The sequence below is a fragment of the Porticoccus hydrocarbonoclasticus MCTG13d genome (assembly GCF_000744735.1).
GTDB classification, from domain to species: domain Bacteria; phylum Pseudomonadota; class Gammaproteobacteria; order Pseudomonadales; family Porticoccaceae; genus Porticoccus; species Porticoccus hydrocarbonoclasticus.
This window is the reverse complement of record NZ_JQMM01000001.1, coordinates 733904-751885: the sequence shown is the minus strand read 5'-3', so window position 1 is coordinate 751885 and position 17982 is coordinate 733904. Positions and strand designations below refer to the sequence as shown.

At 55.3% G+C, this 17982-nt stretch carries 18 protein-coding genes; 13 read left to right on the top strand and 5 right to left on the bottom strand.

All coding sequences use genetic code 11. The features are described from left to right. Nucleotides 1-194 precede the first annotated feature (194 nt). From U740_RS03625 to purD, 10 genes are all read left to right on the top strand, one after another. Entirely contained in the window at nt 195-1919 is a 1725-nt protein-coding gene (locus tag U740_RS03625) for a protein-disulfide reductase DsbD family protein (RefSeq protein WP_036859037.1), read from the top strand. Between the two features lie 272 nt (nt 1920-2191). Beyond that, nucleotides 2192-2632 carry a type II 3-dehydroquinate dehydratase gene (gene aroQ / locus U740_RS03620; protein ID WP_036859036.1) on the top strand — a complete coding sequence of 147 codons (441 nt, stop codon included), beginning with the start codon at nt 2192-2194 and terminating at the stop codon, nt 2630-2632. A 33-nt stretch (nt 2633-2665) separates the two neighbouring features. Next, nucleotides 2666-3124 carry an acetyl-CoA carboxylase biotin carboxyl carrier protein gene (gene accB, locus U740_RS03615; RefSeq protein WP_036859033.1) on the top strand — a complete coding sequence of 153 codons (459 nt, stop codon included), beginning with the start codon at nt 2666-2668 and terminating at the stop codon, nt 3122-3124. A 25-nt stretch (nt 3125-3149) separates the two neighbouring features. Continuing rightward, complete coding sequence (gene accC, locus U740_RS03610) at nt 3150-4490, top strand: acetyl-CoA carboxylase biotin carboxylase subunit (protein WP_036859031.1); 1341 nt, start codon at nt 3150-3152, stop codon at nt 4488-4490. 86 nt (nt 4491-4576) lie between these two features. Next, the gene (prmA, locus tag U740_RS03605; RefSeq protein WP_036859029.1) at nt 4577-5455 is read left to right on the top strand and encodes a 50S ribosomal protein L11 methyltransferase; all 879 of its coding nucleotides are present in this window, start codon (nt 4577-4579) and stop codon (nt 5453-5455) included. Nucleotides 5456-5521: 66 nt separating this feature from the next. Continuing rightward, the gene (locus U740_RS11785) at nt 5522-6796 is read left to right on the top strand and encodes a zinc-ribbon and DUF3426 domain-containing protein (RefSeq protein WP_051921179.1); all 1275 of its coding nucleotides are present in this window, start codon (nt 5522-5524) and stop codon (nt 6794-6796) included. Nucleotides 6797-6870: 74 nt separating this feature from the next. Then, on the top strand, nt 6871-7857 hold the full coding sequence (gene dusB / locus U740_RS03595) for a tRNA dihydrouridine synthase DusB (protein ID WP_036859028.1): 987 nt from the start codon (nt 6871-6873) through the stop codon (nt 7855-7857). Beyond that, nucleotides 7854-8150, top strand: a complete 297-nt coding sequence (gene fis, locus U740_RS03590; protein WP_036859026.1) for a DNA-binding transcriptional regulator Fis — start codon at nt 7854-7856, stop codon at nt 8148-8150. The genes dusB and fis overlap by 4 nt, the downstream gene beginning before the upstream one ends. 21 nt (nt 8151-8171) lie before the next feature. Beyond that, entirely contained in the window at nt 8172-9761 is a 1590-nt protein-coding gene (purH, locus tag U740_RS03585; protein WP_036859023.1) for a bifunctional phosphoribosylaminoimidazolecarboxamide formyltransferase/IMP cyclohydrolase, read from the top strand. A gap of 96 nt (nt 9762-9857) precedes the next feature. After that, on the top strand, nt 9858-11144 hold the full coding sequence (purD, locus tag U740_RS03580; RefSeq protein ID WP_036859021.1) for a phosphoribosylamine--glycine ligase: 1287 nt from the start codon (nt 9858-9860) through the stop codon (nt 11142-11144). On the opposite strand, the gene U740_RS03575 is transcribed toward purD, so the two are convergent. After that, a complete protein-coding gene (locus U740_RS03575) occupies nt 11145-12095 on the bottom strand; it encodes an MBL fold metallo-hydrolase (RefSeq protein ID WP_036859019.1) in 951 nt (316 codons plus the stop codon). It abuts the gene before it with no gap. Between the two features lie 70 nt (nt 12096-12165). Here U740_RS03575 and coq7 point away from each other — a divergent pair, with 70 nt between their 5' ends. After that, nucleotides 12166-12810: a 2-polyprenyl-3-methyl-6-methoxy-1,4-benzoquinone monooxygenase gene (gene coq7, locus U740_RS03570; protein WP_036859016.1), complete on the top strand. Its 645-nt coding sequence runs from the start codon at nt 12166-12168 to the stop codon at nt 12808-12810. 6 nt (nt 12811-12816) lie between these two features. Here coq7 and U740_RS03565 read toward each other — a convergent pair whose 3' ends face one another. Together U740_RS03565 and U740_RS03560 are read right to left on the bottom strand one after the other, a co-directional pair. Beyond that, nucleotides 12817-13788 (bottom strand): LysR family transcriptional regulator, encoded by a 972-nt coding sequence (locus tag U740_RS03565; RefSeq protein ID WP_036859015.1) that lies wholly within the window; start codon nt 13786-13788, stop codon nt 12817-12819. A 525-nt stretch (nt 13789-14313) separates the two neighbouring features. After that, complete coding sequence (locus U740_RS03560; protein WP_036859014.1) at nt 14314-14733, bottom strand: OsmC family protein; 420 nt, start codon at nt 14731-14733, stop codon at nt 14314-14316. 224 nt (nt 14734-14957) lie between these two features. On the opposite strand from U740_RS03560, the gene crp reads away from it, so the two are divergent. Further along, nucleotides 14958-15563 (top strand): cAMP-activated global transcriptional regulator CRP, encoded by a 606-nt coding sequence (crp, locus tag U740_RS03555; protein ID WP_036861188.1) that lies wholly within the window; start codon nt 14958-14960, stop codon nt 15561-15563. Between the two features lie 137 nt (nt 15564-15700). Then, entirely contained in the window at nt 15701-16126 is a 426-nt protein-coding gene (locus U740_RS03550) for a GFA family protein (RefSeq protein ID WP_036859012.1), read from the top strand. Between the two features lie 12 nt (nt 16127-16138). On the opposite strand, the gene trpC is transcribed toward U740_RS03550, so the two are convergent. Together trpC and trpD are read right to left on the bottom strand one after the other, a co-directional pair. Continuing rightward, entirely contained in the window at nt 16139-16948 is an 810-nt protein-coding gene (trpC, locus tag U740_RS03545) for an indole-3-glycerol phosphate synthase TrpC (RefSeq protein ID WP_200877032.1), read from the bottom strand. Beyond that, nucleotides 16945-17976: an anthranilate phosphoribosyltransferase gene (gene trpD, locus U740_RS03540; RefSeq protein WP_036859011.1), complete on the bottom strand. Its 1032-nt coding sequence runs from the start codon at nt 17974-17976 to the stop codon at nt 16945-16947. The genes trpC and trpD overlap by 4 nt, the downstream gene beginning before the upstream one ends. Nucleotides 17977-17982: the final 6 nt, after the last annotated feature.

Below are 17982 nucleotides of genomic sequence, written 5' to 3'. Positions count from 1 at the left end.
TGGTACCGGCAAATGACTCGCCTCTATCTCGCTGGCTCCGTACAATACGAACTGATTCCGCAAATGCCTGTCACAAGGTCTGCATATTGATGGCTGCCCGCTGCCGTAGATTTTTTAATGCTCGCTCAAGGGCGGTGATTCAATCCGCATTTACAGGCCGCAATAAACGACCACAACATTACAGAGAAGTCCGAATGCATCAACGGCTCCCCAGTATCCTGACAATTTTTCTGTTGTCCGTCGCCTGCCTCACCAATGCAGAGCAGATATTCCCTTCGTCCTCATCAGCCAACCTACTGGGAGCCGATGCCACCTTCCTACCCATTGACGAGGCCTATCAGCTGGAAGCATCCACAGAGGCCGGGCAACTGTCACTGGACTGGCAAATCGCGCCGGGTTATTACCTCTACCAACACCGCTTTGAGCTGCTTGACCACGATTGGCAACCGATTGAGGCCAAACCAGACTTTCCGGCGGGAAAGCAGATTTATGACGAGTACTATGAAAGAGAGCTAACCGTTTATTATGAACAGGTTACCTTTGACCTGCCACTGCCTCCTTCTGCTCGCACCCTGTTCGTCGAGTCTCAGGGATGCGCCGATGCGGGGCTCTGCTACCCGCCCCGAACCCAGAAAATCACTATTGATCCGGACACCGGCATCGCATCCATCGCCGATGTCGACTCGGTGGCTATGGCAGCGGAACCGCCCCCAGTGCCCTCGTCCGCCACAAGCCTTTACCTCATCCTGTTGTTTGCGCTACTGGGCGGCATCATTCTCAACCTGATGCCCTGTGTTTTTCCAGTACTCTCGATCAAGGCACTGAGTCTCACCAGCCATCATCTCAGCCCCCATGGCCGACATCTGCACGGCCTGGCGTACACACTGGGCGTCGTGCTCAGCTTCGTCGCCATCGCAGGACTTCTCATTGCACTGCGGCAAACAGGTGAGGCAGTGGGCTGGGGCTTCCAGCTGCAATCACCGGTGTTTGTCGGCCTGCTGGCTTATCTTTTCATCCTGATGGGTTTGAGCTTTTCCGGACTACTCACGCTGGGTACGGGACTGATGAACCTGGGCCACACCACCACCACAGGCTACAGCCTGCAATCCTCCTTCATGACGGGTTTGCTGGCCACTGTCGTTGCCAGCCCCTGCACAGCACCTTTCATGGGAGCAGCACTGGGCTTTGCGCTGGTACAGCCGGTCTGGATAGCATTGTCAGTGTTTATGTTTCTGGGTCTGGGTATGGCGCTACCGCTGCTCTTACTGTCCTGGTGGCCATGGCTGGGCACCAGGCTACCCCGCCCCGGCCCCTGGATGGTAACGTTCAAGGAGTTCCTCGCCTTCCCCCTTTACCTGAGTGGTGCATGGCTCCTCTGGGTACTGGGCAGGCAAGCGGGAAGCGACACGGTCATCGCGATGGTCACGGGTATTATCCTGATACTCTTTGCCCTCTGGCTGCTCAAACTGCGCAAAACACCATTCACCCGACTGGTTGCGATGACTGCCGTCATCATTGCCCTGATTCTCCCCTGGCAAACTTACCGGGGCAGCGGGACACAGGCCACCCACTGGGAACCCTATACCGAAACGAGACTGCAGCAGCTGCTTGATCAGGGCGACGCCGTTTTCGTCAATCTCACGGCCGACTGGTGTATCACCTGTCTCGCCAATGAAAAAATGGCGTTGAGCTCCACACGTATCACTTCGGCTTTTGCCGAGCAACAGATCACGTACCTCAAGGGTGACTGGACCAACTATAATCCAGAGATCACCCAGCTACTCAATCTCCATCAGCGATCTGGTGTGCCCCTTTACCTGTTTTACCGAAAAGGACACCGCCAGCCCGTGATTTTGCCTCAACTACTGACAGAAAGCACCGTAATGGCCGCCATATCGCCACAGTTGGCGACAGAATAAGCCACATTTCAAAGAAGTTGCTGAATATATCAAGAATTTGCTGCCATCCTCAGCCAACTACCGGAAAACAGGCATAAAACTGCCCGATCAAGTTGAGACCAATAGCGATAAAACAGTTATTTTCGTTAAACATGTGTCAAAAAGAAGCTAAAATCCGCAAAATATAAAAAATTGGACAGCTTTTCATTTTTGTTGCAGACTTCCACCCATTGACCAGCCCCAGAAGCTGGTCTTCGTTAATTCTCTCATGACATCCCACCGGCGGGGACACTATGGCCACCATACTGGTATTACACGGCCCCAACCTGAATCTCCTCGGTACTCGCGAGCCAACCCTGTACGGCAGCGAAACTCTGCAGGATATCAACCAACAGCTGATCGATCAGGCGGCGGAACAGGGGCACCATCTGCTGACACTACAGAGCAATGCTGAATACGAGCTGGTGGAACGGGTACATGAAGCCAGCAGGGAAGGTGTGAACTTTATTATTCTCAACCCTGCGGCGCTAACACACTCCAGCATTGCCCTGCGCGACGCACTACTGGCCGTTGATATCCCCTTTATAGAAGTTCACCTGTCCAATGTACATGCTCGCGAAGCCTTTCGGCACCAATCTTTTTTCTCGGACATCGCCAGAGGCGTTATTTGCGGGCTGGGCGGCCTGGGCTATGGCCTGGCACTGCAAGCCGCACTGAAACAACTGGATTCCTGATTCACACTTTCACACCATTTGGAGCAACCGCAGATGGATATTAGAAAAATCAAAAAGCTGATTGAACTGCTCGAAGAGTCCGATATTGGCGAAATCGAAATCAAGGAAGGCGAAGAGTCTGTCCGGATCAGCAGGAATGGCCCCGGCGTCATGTCGATGCCCATGATGATGCCCGCACAGATGCAGGCACCTCAGCAAGCTGTCCCGACGAGCGCGGCAACGGCAACTGCCGAGCCGGAAATGCCCGCCGAACCCGCTGGCCATGCCGTCAAATCACCCATGGTTGGCACTTTTTACCGCTCTCCGTCACCCGGCTCGAGCGCCTTCATAGAAGTCGGCCAGCAGGTCAAGGCTGGCGAAGTACTCTGCATTGTCGAAGCCATGAAAATGATGAACCAGATTGAAGCGGACAAAGCCGGCACCGTTAGCGCCATTTTGGTGGAAGACGGCGAGCCCGTTGAATTCGATCAACCCCTGGTCATGATTATTTGAGCCGTAGCCCACAGGAGCATCAGCAATGCTGAAAAAAGTGCTTATTGCCAATCGGGGCGAAATTGCACTGCGCATTCTGCGCGCTTGCAAGGAACTCGGCATTAAAACCGTGGCCGCCCACTCCAAGACCGACGTCAACCTGAAACATGTGCTGCTGGCCGACGAAACAGTCTGCATCGGACCCAACCCCTCCAGCCAGAGTTACCTGAATGTTCCCGCTATCATCAGCGCCATGGAAATCACCAATGCCGATGCGGTTCATCCCGGCTACGGCTTTCTGGCTGAAAATGCTGACTTTGCCGAGCAGGTAGAAAAAAGCGGCTTTATCTTTATCGGTCCCACGGCTGGTGTAATCCGCATGATGGGCGACAAGGTCGCGGCCATTGACGCCATGCGCAAGGCGGGTGTGCCCACTGTGCCGGGTTCAAATGGCCCCCTCACCGATGATGAAGATCGCAGCCGCGCTGTTGGTCTGGAAGTGGGCTACCCAGTGATTATCAAAGCAGCCGCAGGGGGCGGTGGTCGAGGCATGCGAGTGGTGCGCGAAGAAAGTGAACTGCTGAAAGCCATTCAGGTGACCCGATCAGAGGCAAAATCTGCCTTTGGCGATGAAACGGTCTACATGGAAAAATTCCTGGAAAACCCCCGTCACGTGGAGGTCCAAGTGCTTTCTGATGGCCAGGGGAATGCCATTCACCTCGGTGATCGCGACTGCTCCCTGCAACGGCGCCACCAGAAAGTACTCGAAGAAGCCCCGGCACCTGGCATTCCCGATGATGCGCGCCAGCAAGTACTGGAAGCCTGCGTCAACGCCTGTGTAAAAATTGGCTACCGGGGGGCGGGCACGTTCGAGTTTCTCTACGAAAACGGGCAGTTCTTCTTTATCGAAATGAACACCCGGGTTCAGGTGGAGCACCCGGTCACCGAAATGATTACCGGGGTCGATATAGTCAAACAGCAACTGCTGATCGCCAGTGGCGAAAAGCTCAGCCTTCGCCAGAGCGACATCATCTTTCGGGGGCATTCCTTCGAATGCCGCATCAACGCAGAAGATCCTGTTACCTTTATGCCCAGCCCCGGCAAAATTACTGCCTACCACCCACCCGGCGGCAACGGGGTACGCGTCGACTCCCACATCTATGCGGGCTATACCGTTCCACCCTATTACGACTCGCTGGTCGGCAAGATCATCACTTACGGCCAGACCCGGGAAGCGGCTCTGTCACGCATGGCCAACGCCCTCGACGAGCTGCACATCGAGGGGATCAAAACTAATATTACCCTGCAGCGGGACTTGGTCTGTGATGCCAACTTTCGCAAGGGCGGGGTGAACATTCACTATCTGGAAAAAAAGCTCAATCTCTAGAATAACCCCAGGAATATCACTGAGCTTTCAGCCAGTCAGCTTAACCAGGCCCCGTATACCGGGGCTTTTTGTTCCACAGAGGTCATATGCCCTGGCTACAATTGATCATTAACAGCTCGCGCCAATCTGCCGAAACCATTGAAGAAGCCCTGCTGGACAGCGGCGCCGTCTCCGTTACCTTCGAAGACAATGCTGACCAACCCATCCTGGAGCCCGCTCTGGGAGAAACCCCCCTGTGGCAGCAAACCCGGATTACCGGCCTGTTCGATGCGGGTATATCTATTGACGAGGTGACTCATCTGTTGGCAGCGCAGCTGGGTAGCCAGCTGCCTGATTACCGCTGGTCACCGTTGGAAGATCGCGATTGGGAGCGGGAGTGGATGCAACACTACCAACCTATCCGCTGCGGTAAACGCCTATGGATTTGCCCGAGCTGGCTCGCACCACCGGAACCCTCATCAATCAACATGCTACTGGATCCGGGACTCGCGTTTGGCACCGGCACACACCCGACCACCTTTCTTTGCCTGCAGTGGCTCGACGGCATTGAGCTGGCCGGGAAAACCGTCACTGATTACGGCTGCGGTTCCGGCATTCTCGCCATTGCCGCCCTGCTGCTCGGTGCAGACTCGGCCAACTGCATTGATATCGACCATCAGGCACTGCTGGCGACCACAGACAACGCCCAGCGCAATAAGCTGGCGCCAGAAAAGGTACTGACCTACCTGCCGGAGCAGGCACCACAGGTCGCCACTGATCTGGTCATCGCCAACATCCTGGCGGGGCCGCTCGTATCGCTGGCGCCGAAACTGAACGCGCTCACCCTGCCCGGTGGCGCCCTCTGCCTTTCCGGTATCATTGACACCCAGGCCGACGAAGTCATGTCTGCCTATGCGCCCTGGTTTGATTTCGCCCCCCCTGCCAGCCGTGAGCAATGGGTCAGACTCACCGCTATCAAGCGCTGAGTCATACCGCTAAACTAGCGGCCTGTTCACGCTAATCCGACTCAGGCGATTTCCCGGCAACCAACCATGAACGAAATCATCACCCGCTGCCCCAGTTGCTCGCTTTCTTTCCGGGCTATGCCAGCCCATCTTCAGGCGGCCAACGGGCTGGTTCGGTGCGGCGCCTGCCTCAAGGTGTTTGACGCGCGCGAAAACCTCGTCGACGCGCCTCAGGCTGATATGCCTGCCCATATCGCAAGCTCCGATCAGCACAATGACTTGGAGCAGGAGCAGGAGCAGGAGCAGGAGCAGGAGCAGGAGCAGGAGCAGGAGCAGGAGCAGGAGCAGGAGCAGGAGCAGGAGCAGGAGCAGGAGCAGGAGCAGGAGCAGGAGCAGGAGCAGGAGCAGGAGCAGGAGCAGGAGCAGGAGCAGGAGCAGGAGCAGGAGCAGGAGCAGGAGCAGGAGCAGGAGCAGGAGCAGGAGCAGGAGCAGGAGCAGGAGCAGGAGCAGGAGCAGGAGCAGGAGCAGGAGCAGGAGCAGGAGCAGGAGCAGGAGCAGGAGCAGGAGCAGGAGCAGGAGCAGGAGCAGGAGCAGGAGCAGGAGCAGGAGCAGGAGCAGGAGCAGGAGCAGGAGCAGGAGCAGGAGCAGGAGCAGGAGCAGGAGCAGGATGAGCCTGAAGCCGAAACGGTCATCCAGGCAAGACTTCCGGAACAAATCGATATCCACTGGCCCGACTCAGCAACAGCTGAATCCACTCAGCAGTCCGAAGATAACTCACCGACAGAGCGGGCAGGCAAAGCCACTGAAAATCCGCCACAGGATGTGGTAGAAGATAATCCACTGCACCTGCAGAGCGACACAACTCTCTTTTATCCCCCCGCCAGACCCCGGCGAAAAACCTGGTTATGGCTGACACTTTCCCTATTGGCTTCCGCCCTGCTGGCTGCACAGTACCTGTATTTTTTCGCCGATGTGATTGGCGAGGATCCGGGCAATCGGCAATGGATAGGCCGCTATTGCGAGGTGGCGGGCTGTGAACTGTCACCCCTGCAGGACCTGAACAAAATCAGCAGCGATCAATTAATGGTCTACAGCCACCCGGATATACCCGATGCCCTGAGCGTAGATGCTGTCCTGATCAATGAGGCCAGCTTTGCACAACCTTTCCCGTCGCTGGTGCTAAGATTTGAAAACCTGCAGGGGGAAATCCTTGCGCAACGCCGTTTTCAGCCCAAAGAATACCTGCACGGAGACCTGGCCGACATGACCATGATGCCCGCCAGACAACCGGTGAAACTTAAGCTGGAGCTGATTGATCCCGGACAGGACGCCGTCAGTTATCTGCTATTCATTCCCAAATAATCTTTATTCCGTCGGCCAAGAGCGGGTATCATCAACACCCCGTTTTTTCCGAGCTTAGATTGAGGCAACCCAACTTGGTGAAGATTGGTCAACATGCGCTGGCATCACGAACCATACTGGCACCCATGGCCGGCGTGACAGATTTGCCATTTCGCCAACTCTGTCGAGCACAGGGTGCTGGCATGGCCGTATCGGAGATGATCACCTCCGATACCCGCCTGTGGCACACCCGGAAGAGCCAACAGCGGCTGATCCACAAGGATGAGCTCTCGCCTAGATCTGTACAGATTGCCGGCAGCATCCCCTCTCTCATGGCAGATGCCGCCCGACAAAACAGGGAGCTCGGTGCCGAGATCATTGATATCAATATGGGTTGCCCCGCCAAAAAAGTTTGCAAACGGGCAGCCGGGTCGTCATTGCTCCAGGATGAGAAGTTGGTAGCAGCTATTCTTTCCGCCGTGGTCAGGGCCGTCGACATCCCCGTCACGCTGAAAATTCGCACCGGGTGGGACACTCAAAATCGAAACGCGCTCAACATTGCCCGGATTGCCGAAGACTGCGGCATCCAGGCGCTTGCTGTCCACGGACGCACCCGCGCCTGTCGCTTCAACGGCCAAGCTGAATACGACACAATTGCGAGCGTGGTTCAATCAGTCGATATCCCGGTATTCGCCAACGGTGATATCCGTTCTGCGAAGGATGCCAAAGCAGTGCTTGACCACACCGGTGCCACCGCCGTGATGATTGGCCGCGCTGCCCAGGGCAATCCATGGCTCTTTCGTGAGATCAATCACTACCTGGAACACGGCTCGCTACCGGAATCCCTCTCCGGGCAGGAATTCGCTGCCCAGGTGGTTGACCATATTCGCGCCATACACAGGCACTACGGGGAATATTCAGGTATCCGGATTGCCCGCAAGCATGTGGGCTGGTACGTTGAACGCCTGCCCGGCGGTGAAACCTTTCGCCGGTCTTTCAACCAGCTGGACAACCATAACGAACAAATAGACCACCTGCACACCTACTTGGCAGGACAGAACAATTGGGACCAAGCCGCATGAGCGCCATTGATACATTCACTATCCAGGCCGAGGTAAGTGCCGAGCCATCGGATACCACGCACCATCACAAATCCCTGCGCCTCTGTGTGGAAACCGCACTGCAACAATACTTCCTGCATCTGGACGGACAGCCGACCAATGATTTGTACCAGCTGGTACTTACAGAGGTGGAGGAACCCCTGCTTGAGGCGGTGCTCAGCTATACCCGCAACAACCAGAGCAAGGCGGCAGAAATGCTTGGCCTGAACCGTGGCACACTGCGAAAAAAACTCAAACAATACAATCTACTATAAAATACCAACACTGAGGACCATATGAGCGACTTGCGTAAAGTTTCCCGCGCCCTGATCAGCGTCTCGGACAAGACAGGCATTGTTGAATTCGCTAGGGCATTGTGCAGTCAGGGAGTCGAGGTCCTCTCTACAGGCGGCACCTACCGCCTACTCAACGAGAATGGCATCAGTGTCAGGGAAGTCTCGGATTACACTGGATTCCCGGAAATGATGGACGGCAGGGTCAAAACCCTTCATCCCAAAGTGCATGGAGGCATCCTCGGTCGCCGTGGCACCGATGACAGCATCATGAATGAACATGGCATATTGCCCATCGACATGGTGGTGGTAAACCTCTACCCCTTCGCCACCACCGTGGCCGATCCCGCCTGCGATTTGCCAACCGCCATTGAAAATATTGATATCGGCGGCCCTACCATGGTTCGCTCCGCGGCTAAAAACCACAAGGATGTCGCCATTGTGGTCAATGCCGGCGACTACAGTGCAGTGCTGGATGAAATGCAGGCCAACGGCGGCCAACTCAGTTATGACACGCGCTACAGCCTGATGGTCAAAGCCTTTGAGCACACTGCCGCCTACGATGGCATGATCGCCAACCACTTCGGTGCCCGCCCTTTCAATTTTGAGCCGGGCACCAACGAGAAACGCGACTTCCCCGACACCTTTAACACCCAGTTTCTGAAAATTCAGGAAATGCGCTACGGCGAGAATCCACACCAGAAGGCAGCCTTCTACGTGGAGGCCAGTCCGGCGGAGGCCAGCGTCGCCACCGCCCGTCAATTGCAAGGCAAGGAGTTGTCCTACAACAATATCGCCGACACTGACGCAGCCCTGGAATGCGTCAAGCAATTCGACCAGCCCGCCTGCGTGATCGTCAAACACGCCAATCCCTGCGGCGTGGCCGTGGCAGCGGATATCGGGACCGCCTATGACCTGGCCTTTGCCACTGACCCGGAATCCGCCTTCGGTGGCATTATCGCCTTCAACCGCGAGCTGGATGCGGCCACCGCCCAAGCCATCTGCGAAAAACAGTTTGTGGAAGTAATCATCGCTCCCAGTGTCTCTGACGCGGCAGTGACCGCAGTCAGCAGCAAGAAAAACGTGCGCCTGCTCGCGTGTGGCCAATGGGGCAAAACCCGCCCACAGAATTTTGACTTCAAACGGGTTAACGGTGGCCTTCTGGTACAGGATCGAGATAACGGCATGGTCTCCGCCGCCGATCTGAAAGTGTTCACCGACCGGAAACCCACGGATGATGAGCTGGCAGACCTACTGTTCGCCTGGAAGGTAGCCAAAATGGTGAAATCCAACGCCATCGTCTACGCAAAAAACAACCGGACTATCGGTGTGGGGGCGGGCCAGATGAGCCGCATCAACTCCGCCCGTATCGCCGCCATCAAGGCGGAGCACGCGGGACTGGAAGTTAAGGGCGCCGTCATGGCCTCCGACGCCTTCTTCCCGTTCCGGGATGGCATCGATAACGCCGCCACAGTGGGCATCAGCTGCGTAATCCAGCCAGGTGGCTCGATCCGCGACGAGGAAGTAATCGCCGCCGCCAACGAACACGGCATGGCCATGGTGTTTACGGGTATGCGGCACTTTCGTCACTGATAATGCAGGACAACGTTAACCCTATCACGCTGATTTTGTGGCGGTTGCGCCCTGCCAACACAACCGCCGCTGTCATTTAAGGCAAGAGAGTTACGCATGAATATTCTGGTGATCGGCTCCGGCGGACGGGAACACGCACTGGCGTGGAAAGCAGCACAGGGCCAGGGCGTGGAAATGGTTTTTGTGGCACCGGGCAATGCGGGCACAGCGCTGGAACCGGGTGTCCGGAATGTCGCCATTGATGTCAACGACTTTGCAACACTGGCAGATTTTGCCCAGCAGAACAACGTCGCCCTGACCATCGTCGGCCCGGAACAGCCACTGGTGGATGGCATTGTGGATTTTTTCGCCGACCGCAGCCTGCGGGCCTTCGGTCCGTCTAAAGGGGCAGCACAACTGGAAGGTTCCAAGGCGTTTACCAAGGACTTCCTGGCACGACACAACATTCCCACTGCGCAATACCAGAATTTCACTGAGATCGAACCGGCACTTGCCTACCTACGCGAGAAGGGGGCCCCCATTGTCATCAAGGCCGATGGTCTGGCCGCAGGTAAAGGGGTCATTGTCGCCAAAACCCTGAAGGAAGCCGAAAACGCTGTGCACGATATGCTGGCGGGCAACGCCTTCGGCCACGCCGGCCATCGGGTGGTTATCGAAGAGTTTCTGGCTGGCGAGGAAGCCAGCTTTATTGTCATGGTGGACGGAGAGCACATCCTGCCAATGGCGACATCGCAGGATCACAAGGCTCGGGATGACGGCGACAGGGGGCCGAACACCGGTGGCATGGGGGCTTACTCCCCCGCGCCGGTGGTAACCCCGGAAATTCACGAGCGTGTCATGGCTGAGGTAATTCAGCCCACCGTGCAGGGGATGGCCGCAGAGGGCAACCGTTACACCGGTTTCCTGTATGCCGGGCTGATGATCATGCCCGACGGCACCCCCAAGGTGATCGAGTACAACTGCCGCTTCGGTGATCCGGAAACCCAGCCGATCATGATGCGGTTAAAATCTGACTTGGTCGCACTCTGTACTGCGGCACTGGACAAGACACTTCACCACTGCACGGTTGATTGGGACCGGCGAGCCGCACTGGGTGTCGTTTTGGCGGCGGGAGGCTACCCAAATGACTACCGCAAGGGTGATATCATCTCAGGTCTTCCCGCTTCCAGCACAGAAGACAGCAAGGTGTTTCACGCGGGGACCAGAGAGGTTGATGGACAGGTTGTTACCAACGGCGGGCGAGTGCTCTGCGCGGTCGGGCTGGGCAACACGGTCTTTCAGGCCCAGCAGCGAGCCTACCAGCTGGCAGCACAGATTTGTTGGAATGATGTCTATTTTCGCCATGATATTGGCTATCGGGCGATCGCACGGGAACAGGCCTAGCTACTGCTGCTGACGCTGCAACCAGACCTCAAGGCCCTGAGCATTCAGTTCAAGATCCATTTCAAGATCCTGCTCAATCAGCACCATATCGGCATCCGGCCAATGAGCCTTTATTCGTGCCAGCGTGAGAGTTGTTATCCGTTTGTAAATCGTGCTCTCCCGCTCTGGTCCAGCCTCCAGAGACAGCGCCATGTCACACCAGACATTTATTTGCTCGCGCAACGACATCACGTAATTTTCAGGTTCATCCAGCAGGCTGTAATGGGTGAGATAAACCCGCCGGGGCCGATAACTCATCAGCAAATCCAACGAACTGAGCAGGCGCTCAGGGGCAAATTGCACTGGTGTCGTGGTGGGCATAATAAACCGGCCACCCCCCAGCGCCGGCGTCAGATAAGCGAGACCAAAAGTATCTCCGGTAAACCAACCGCCACTAACCTTATCCCAAATACAACAATGGTGCTCGGCGTGTCCCGGCGTATGGCGAAACTCCAGTGTCCGCCCACCCAGATTCAGTAGCAACCCGTCCTCGGCACTGATGATGCGATCTTCAGGCACAGCCACAAGCTCACCATACAGTGACCGATAGGTCGACTCCCCGTAGACGGCGATAACACCCGCTATCAGTTTTGTGGGATCCGCCAGATGGCGGGCGCCGCGGGGATGAACAACCAGCTGGGCATCCGGGTAACGCTGCATTAGCAATCCGGCGCCACCGGCGTGGTCGAGGTGCACATGGGTGGGAATCACGTAGCGAACGGCGTCTGCCGTCAGACCCAATGAATCCAGTGCCTCACTGATAGCATTCACGGTGTGACTGGTACCGGTTTCAATAATCGCCACCTCACCGTCGTCCACTAGCAGATAACAACAGGCCTGGCCCTGCCTCACATATTGTGCGTCGATACAGTAAATGCCGTAACCAAGAAATTGCTGTGGATGGCCTATCATCTATTACCCTCGTGTGTTGACGGATGATTTTGCTACAATCTTGTCACCACCAACAGTTTAGGGCAAAACCGTGCACACAAGGCAGCTTACCAAGCTCGATGGACTTCTACTTCAGGTAGACCGTGCCCTGCGGACCCTGGCAGCCGAGCCTCCGGCACCGGCCCGCCTGTCACCGGGAAAAACCGCTGAGGAGCACACGCTGGATGAGCGTGAAAAACGGCACGCGATAGGTCTGATGCGAGTCAACCACACAGGAGAGGTCTGTGCCCAGGCGCTTTACCAGGGACAAGCACTGACAGCAAAACTCACTTCGGTTCGCAATGAGATGGAGCAGGCAGCCGATGAGGAAATTGATCACCTGGCCTGGTGCCAGGACCGGCTCAAGCAGTTGGGTGGACACACCAGCCTGTTGAATCCACTTTGGTACGGCCTGTCTTTTGGCATCGGGGCCACTACCGGGCTGATCAGTGACAAACTCAGCCTCGGCTTTGTGTCCGCCACCGAACAGCAGGTCTGTCAGCACCTCGAAAATCATCTCGAAATACTGCCGGAAAACGACACCAAAAGCCGCGCCATTGTGCAGAAAATGCTGGAAGATGAGGGCAAACATGCGACAGTGGCAAAGGAAGCTGGTGGCCTGGAATTTCCCTCACCAGTGAAGGGTTTGATGACGCTGATCTCCGGCGCCATGACCAAAACCAGCTACCATATTTAGGGCCTGTCAACGGGCGCGGACTGCCTGTCGAGCCTGCTCCTTGATGTCCTGAACAATGCCAATAATCTGATCTTTGACCCATTGGTGAGCCGGCGACTTGATGGTCCTGACATGCTGCACCAATACCACCGGAACGGTATTATCAAACTCCAGTTCTTCCGGGTAGGGTTTACGCACAATACCGTATGACTCACTCTCGATTTTAAGGTCGTGCATGGTGGCCATCATCAGGCAATCGGTATGCCACAGGGCATCCATGGCTGTCATCAACTGTGTGGTGACCAGGGTTTTCTGCCGCTTGAGACCATGTTTTGCCAACTCCCGGTCAAACCGGCTCTCTGCATTGGCCGAGATCGGGCCCGTCAACAGCAGGTAATACTGAATAAAAGGGTATTCAAGCATTTCCACCAGGGTCAACTTGTCTTTCTTGGCAAGCGGATGCTCGGCACGCATCCACACAGCTGGCGTGAAACTGCCCAGTGGAGTCACATGATATTCACTTCCGTAGGGGCGAGAAATTTCGATGGCAAAATCCAGATCACCATCCTCCAGCGCACGACCTTCCTCCTCCGCCTCGCTGGTCAGCGTCAGTGACATTCTCGGCGCCTCCCTGATTATTCTCTGGGTGAGGGTGGGCACCACCTGCACCGCGATGAACTCTGCCGTCATGATGCAAATTTCTCCCTCATAGGTAAGTGGATCAAATTTGCCACTGGCCACCAAATCCGATACACCAGCCAACAGTGTCGGCAGGTGGACAGCCAACTCATTGGTTCTGGGTGTTGGAATCAGCCCTCGCCCACTGCGGATAAACAGGGGATCATCGAATAGATCCCTGAGACGCTGAAGGGTTTTACTCATGGCTGGCTGAGTAATGAACAGTCGTTCCGCAGCCCTCGTCACACTGCGCTCTTCCAGCAACACCTGAAGAGCCACCAACAAGTTCAAGTCAACACGGGACAGAATTTTAGTATCCACAATATCATTCCTATAGATTATGAATGATATTATCTTAATACATTTGAGTCATGGTTAGTCAATGACTATATTGACACTGTACCAAGCGGGGCCAAGGCATGGTTTCCACCAAGCGACACCCTCTCACCGGTTACTTGGTGTCGCTGAACCCAAAGTCCCGTGAATGTGCCGGATGAGTGAAATACTCCCAGTATTGAATTATCAGGTCATTCGAGTGTAGTTCTCTTACTCCCTCTATATCTTTTTCAGGCAACGCAAGTTGCCTGTTTTTTTGCATGCACATCAGAAATAAATACAGGGAATGAGTTAGATAAATTTAATACATTTCAATCATGATAAGGCTCGATCTATAGTTAGCCCATTGTTTGTTCAGACACACTGGCTTCTCAAACAATCCATTGATACTTTTATCTCCCTCCTATTTAAAATCCCTTGGGCAGCTTCGCTGCCCTTTTTTTTGTGCACAGGACAGCGCCCGGTGGACCTGGGGAGCTCATTCAACTGGTGGGAAGTGTTTGGCGACTGTCAGGCAGAATGGATTTCGTAGCTGTGAGTAATTTCGACACCGCCTCTGGTCAACATGATAGACGCGGAACAGTATTTCTCTGCGGACAGTTTTACCGCATTACTCACCAGGTTCTCTTTCAGGTCCCGGCCGGTGACCACGAAGTGGATGTGTATGCTGGTGAAAACGGCGGGGACGTCATCCGCGCGCTGCGCATCAATTTCTGCCACACAACCCGTCACATCCTGACGGCTCTTCTTGAGAATATGCACCACATCAAACGATGAACACCCCCCCATACCACAGAGAACCATCTCCATCGGGCGGGCACCCTGATTCGTGCCGCCATGATCCGGAGGACCATCCATCACGATTTGATGACCAGATTCTGTTTCTGCGGTGAATTTTACATCACCACCCCAGATGACTTTTGCTTTCATGACGGCACTCAATCCAAAAAGTGCCGAAAGGCTAACATAATTGATGTGCCTTTACTCCTAGAATCAACTGACTTGACGCACATGCGTATTGCAATAGGGAGCAACAGGTGATGGTAAAATCTAACTTGGACAGCGAGGCGTTTGTGCCCATAATGGGTGCTCTGTTCGAAAAACCTCGCCATGAGGAGGAAACCAAGTTGGCTCCTGCACCCATCACACCCCACATGCCAAACGCGGAAGCGTTCCTTGCTCACTGCCACCGCAGAAAATATCCAGCCAAAAGTACCATCATTTACGCTGGCGATGAGGGCGACACCCTCTCCTACATCGTCAAGGGTTCTGTCACTGTCCTGATTGAAGACGACGATGGTCGCGAGATGATTGTGGCCTACCTCAATGAAGGCGACTTTTTTGGTGAAATGGGACTGTTCAAACAGCCGGATCGAAGCGCCTGGATTCGCGCGAAGACAGAGTGTGAAGTCGGTGAAATCAGTTACGGCAAGTTTCAGGAGCTGTCCAGACAGCACCCGGAATTTCTGTTTGCCATCGGCGTACAACTGGCCAAGCGCCTGCGCGATACCACTCGTAAAGTGGGCGATCTCGCCTTTCTGGACGTTACCGGTCGCGTGGCACGGACACTGCTGGACCTGTGCAAGGAGCCCGATGCCATGACCCATCCCAATGGCATGCAGATCAAGATCACTCGCCAGGAAATCGGAAGAATTGTCGGCTGCTCCCGGGAAATGGTTGGCAGGGTGCTGAAAACCCTTGAAGATCAGGGGTTGGTGTCAGTGAAAGGTAAAACCATGGTCGTGTTTGGTACCCGCTAATACCGGCTAACTGGTTGTATGAAAAAATTTACCGGAGGCCCACCTGCGTTACCCCGGTATTACCCCCTGCTTGTTATCTCTTTGCCCTGACGCCTCAGCCTCCCTTAGACTCTCACCGGCAGATACAAGGAAAGCCCATGGAAAGTACTGAAATCCACTATCCAGTTCCCGGCTCATGCCAGTGCGGAAAAGTGACCTATGAACTACTGGCGGCGCCCATCACGGTGATCATTTGTCATTGCCGGGAATGCCAGAAGCTTTCCACCAGTGCGTTCAGTATCACGGCGATGGTGAACCGGGACGATTTGAGGATTAATGGGGAGATGCAAGCCTGGGAGCGGTTGGCGGAAAACGGCAATCGAAATTGCGCGATTTTTTGCCCGAATTGTGGCAACCGCATCTATCATTTCAATCCGGCGCAACCGGATATCATCAAGCTGAAACCGTCAACCCTGTCCGACACCCGCATAATCCATCCCGTTATGCATGTCTGGACAAGTGAAAAACAGGACTGGTACCAGATTCCGGAAGGTGTCGAACAACACCAGAAACAACCCTGGTGACAGCACTGGACTTTAATTAAACATTTCCAGCAATTTCAGGCCCGGCTCACCAGCGCGCATAAACGTCTCGCCTATCAGAAAGGCATTGACGTTATGCCCCCGCATGGCAGCTACATCATCAATGGAAACAATTCCGCTTTCCGTAATCACAATACGGTCGTCGGGAATTTTTTCCAGTAACTGAAAAGTGGTCTCGAGGCTTGTCTCAAACGTTTTCAGATCGCGGTTATTGATACCAATCATGGGGTTCTCAATCAATAGCCCTCGATCGAGCTCCGCTTCATTGTGCACCTCAACCAACACATCCATACCCAATTCCACAGCGATGTCGTGCAGCTCTTCCATCAAGGGCTGTTCAAGCGCGGCGACGATCAGCAGAATACAATCTGCACCCAGCACATAGGATTCGTAGACTTGATAGGGGTCAACAATGAAGTCCTTGCGCAGCACGGGCAAGCGGGTAGCCTCCCGGGCCATTTTGAGATACTCGTCGGCGCCGAGAAAGAAGGCCTCCTCCGTTAGCACCGAGAGGCAGGCAGCCCCACCTTTTTCATAACTTCGCGCAATGCTCACCGGATCAAAATCCTCCCTGATAAGCCCCTTACTGGGAGAGGCTTTCTTTACCTCGGCAATCACCGCTGCAAGTTCCTGGTCAAGCTTGTGTCGCAGCGCAGCGGAAAAACCGCGAATTTCACGCGGCTCCCGGCACTGCTCTCTGAGCTCAGCGATTGAAATCTTCGCCTTGCGAAGCGCAACTGACTCGATCTTGTGATCGAGGATTTTTTTCAACACCGTCGGTGTATTGGCAGCAGGGCTCATCATCTATCCAGCTCCTTGAGACAGCGGGTGAACGCTGCCAGATCATCCATCTTTGCTCTTGCCAGGCCGCTTCCCAGGGCATCCTGCGCCAGGCTGACACCTTCTGCCAGATCTGCGGCAACTCCCGCCACATATAGTGCAGCGCCCGCGTTCAGGACCACCATATCGGAGGCGACCCCACCTTTTTTGGATAGCGCAGATTTGACCATTTCCAGGCTCTCTCTGGCATCGTTGACTTGCAAACTGGCCAGCGATCCCCGTCGCAAACCGAATGTCTCCGGGCCAATTGTGTATTCGACAATCTCTCCATCCTTCAACTCCGCCACCAGGGTATCGGCGGCAATACTGATTTCATCGAGACCGTCTTCAGCATGGACCACCAGTACATGCCTGGCACCCAGCTCATGCATCACCTCGGCCACCGGTTTCAGCCAATGGCTGTCATAGACACCCAGCAACATATTCGGCACTCTGGCCGGATTGGTCAGGGGTCCGAGCAGATTGAATACCGTCCTCACACCCAGCTCACGCCTGGGACCAATGGCATGCTTCATGGCACTGTGGTGGTTCACCGCAAACATAAAACCAATGCCGACCTCGTCCACACAGAGCGCCACCTGCTCAGGCGAAAGGTCAAGCTGCACCCCCGCACACTCCAGCAGATCGGCGCTGCCGCTTTTGCTGCTCACCGAGCGATTGCCATGCTTGGCCACCCGTGCACCGGCCGCCGCCGCCACAAAACTGCTGGCAGTGGAAACATTGAAGATTCCGGCACTGTCGCCGCCGGTGCCGACAATATCGACAAGATGATCACCGGTTATGGCGACTGGCGTTGCCAGCTCACGCATCACCTGCGCAGCGCCAGCTATTTCTGCAACCGATTCCCCTTTCATGCGCAATCCCACCAGAAAACCGCCGATTTGAGCGGCCGTGGCTCCACCGGTCATAATCTGTTGCATCACCGCTCGCATCTCGCCGCTATCGAGATCCCGACGCTCAAGGATACTGGCTATCGCTTGCTGTATATCCATCTTCTA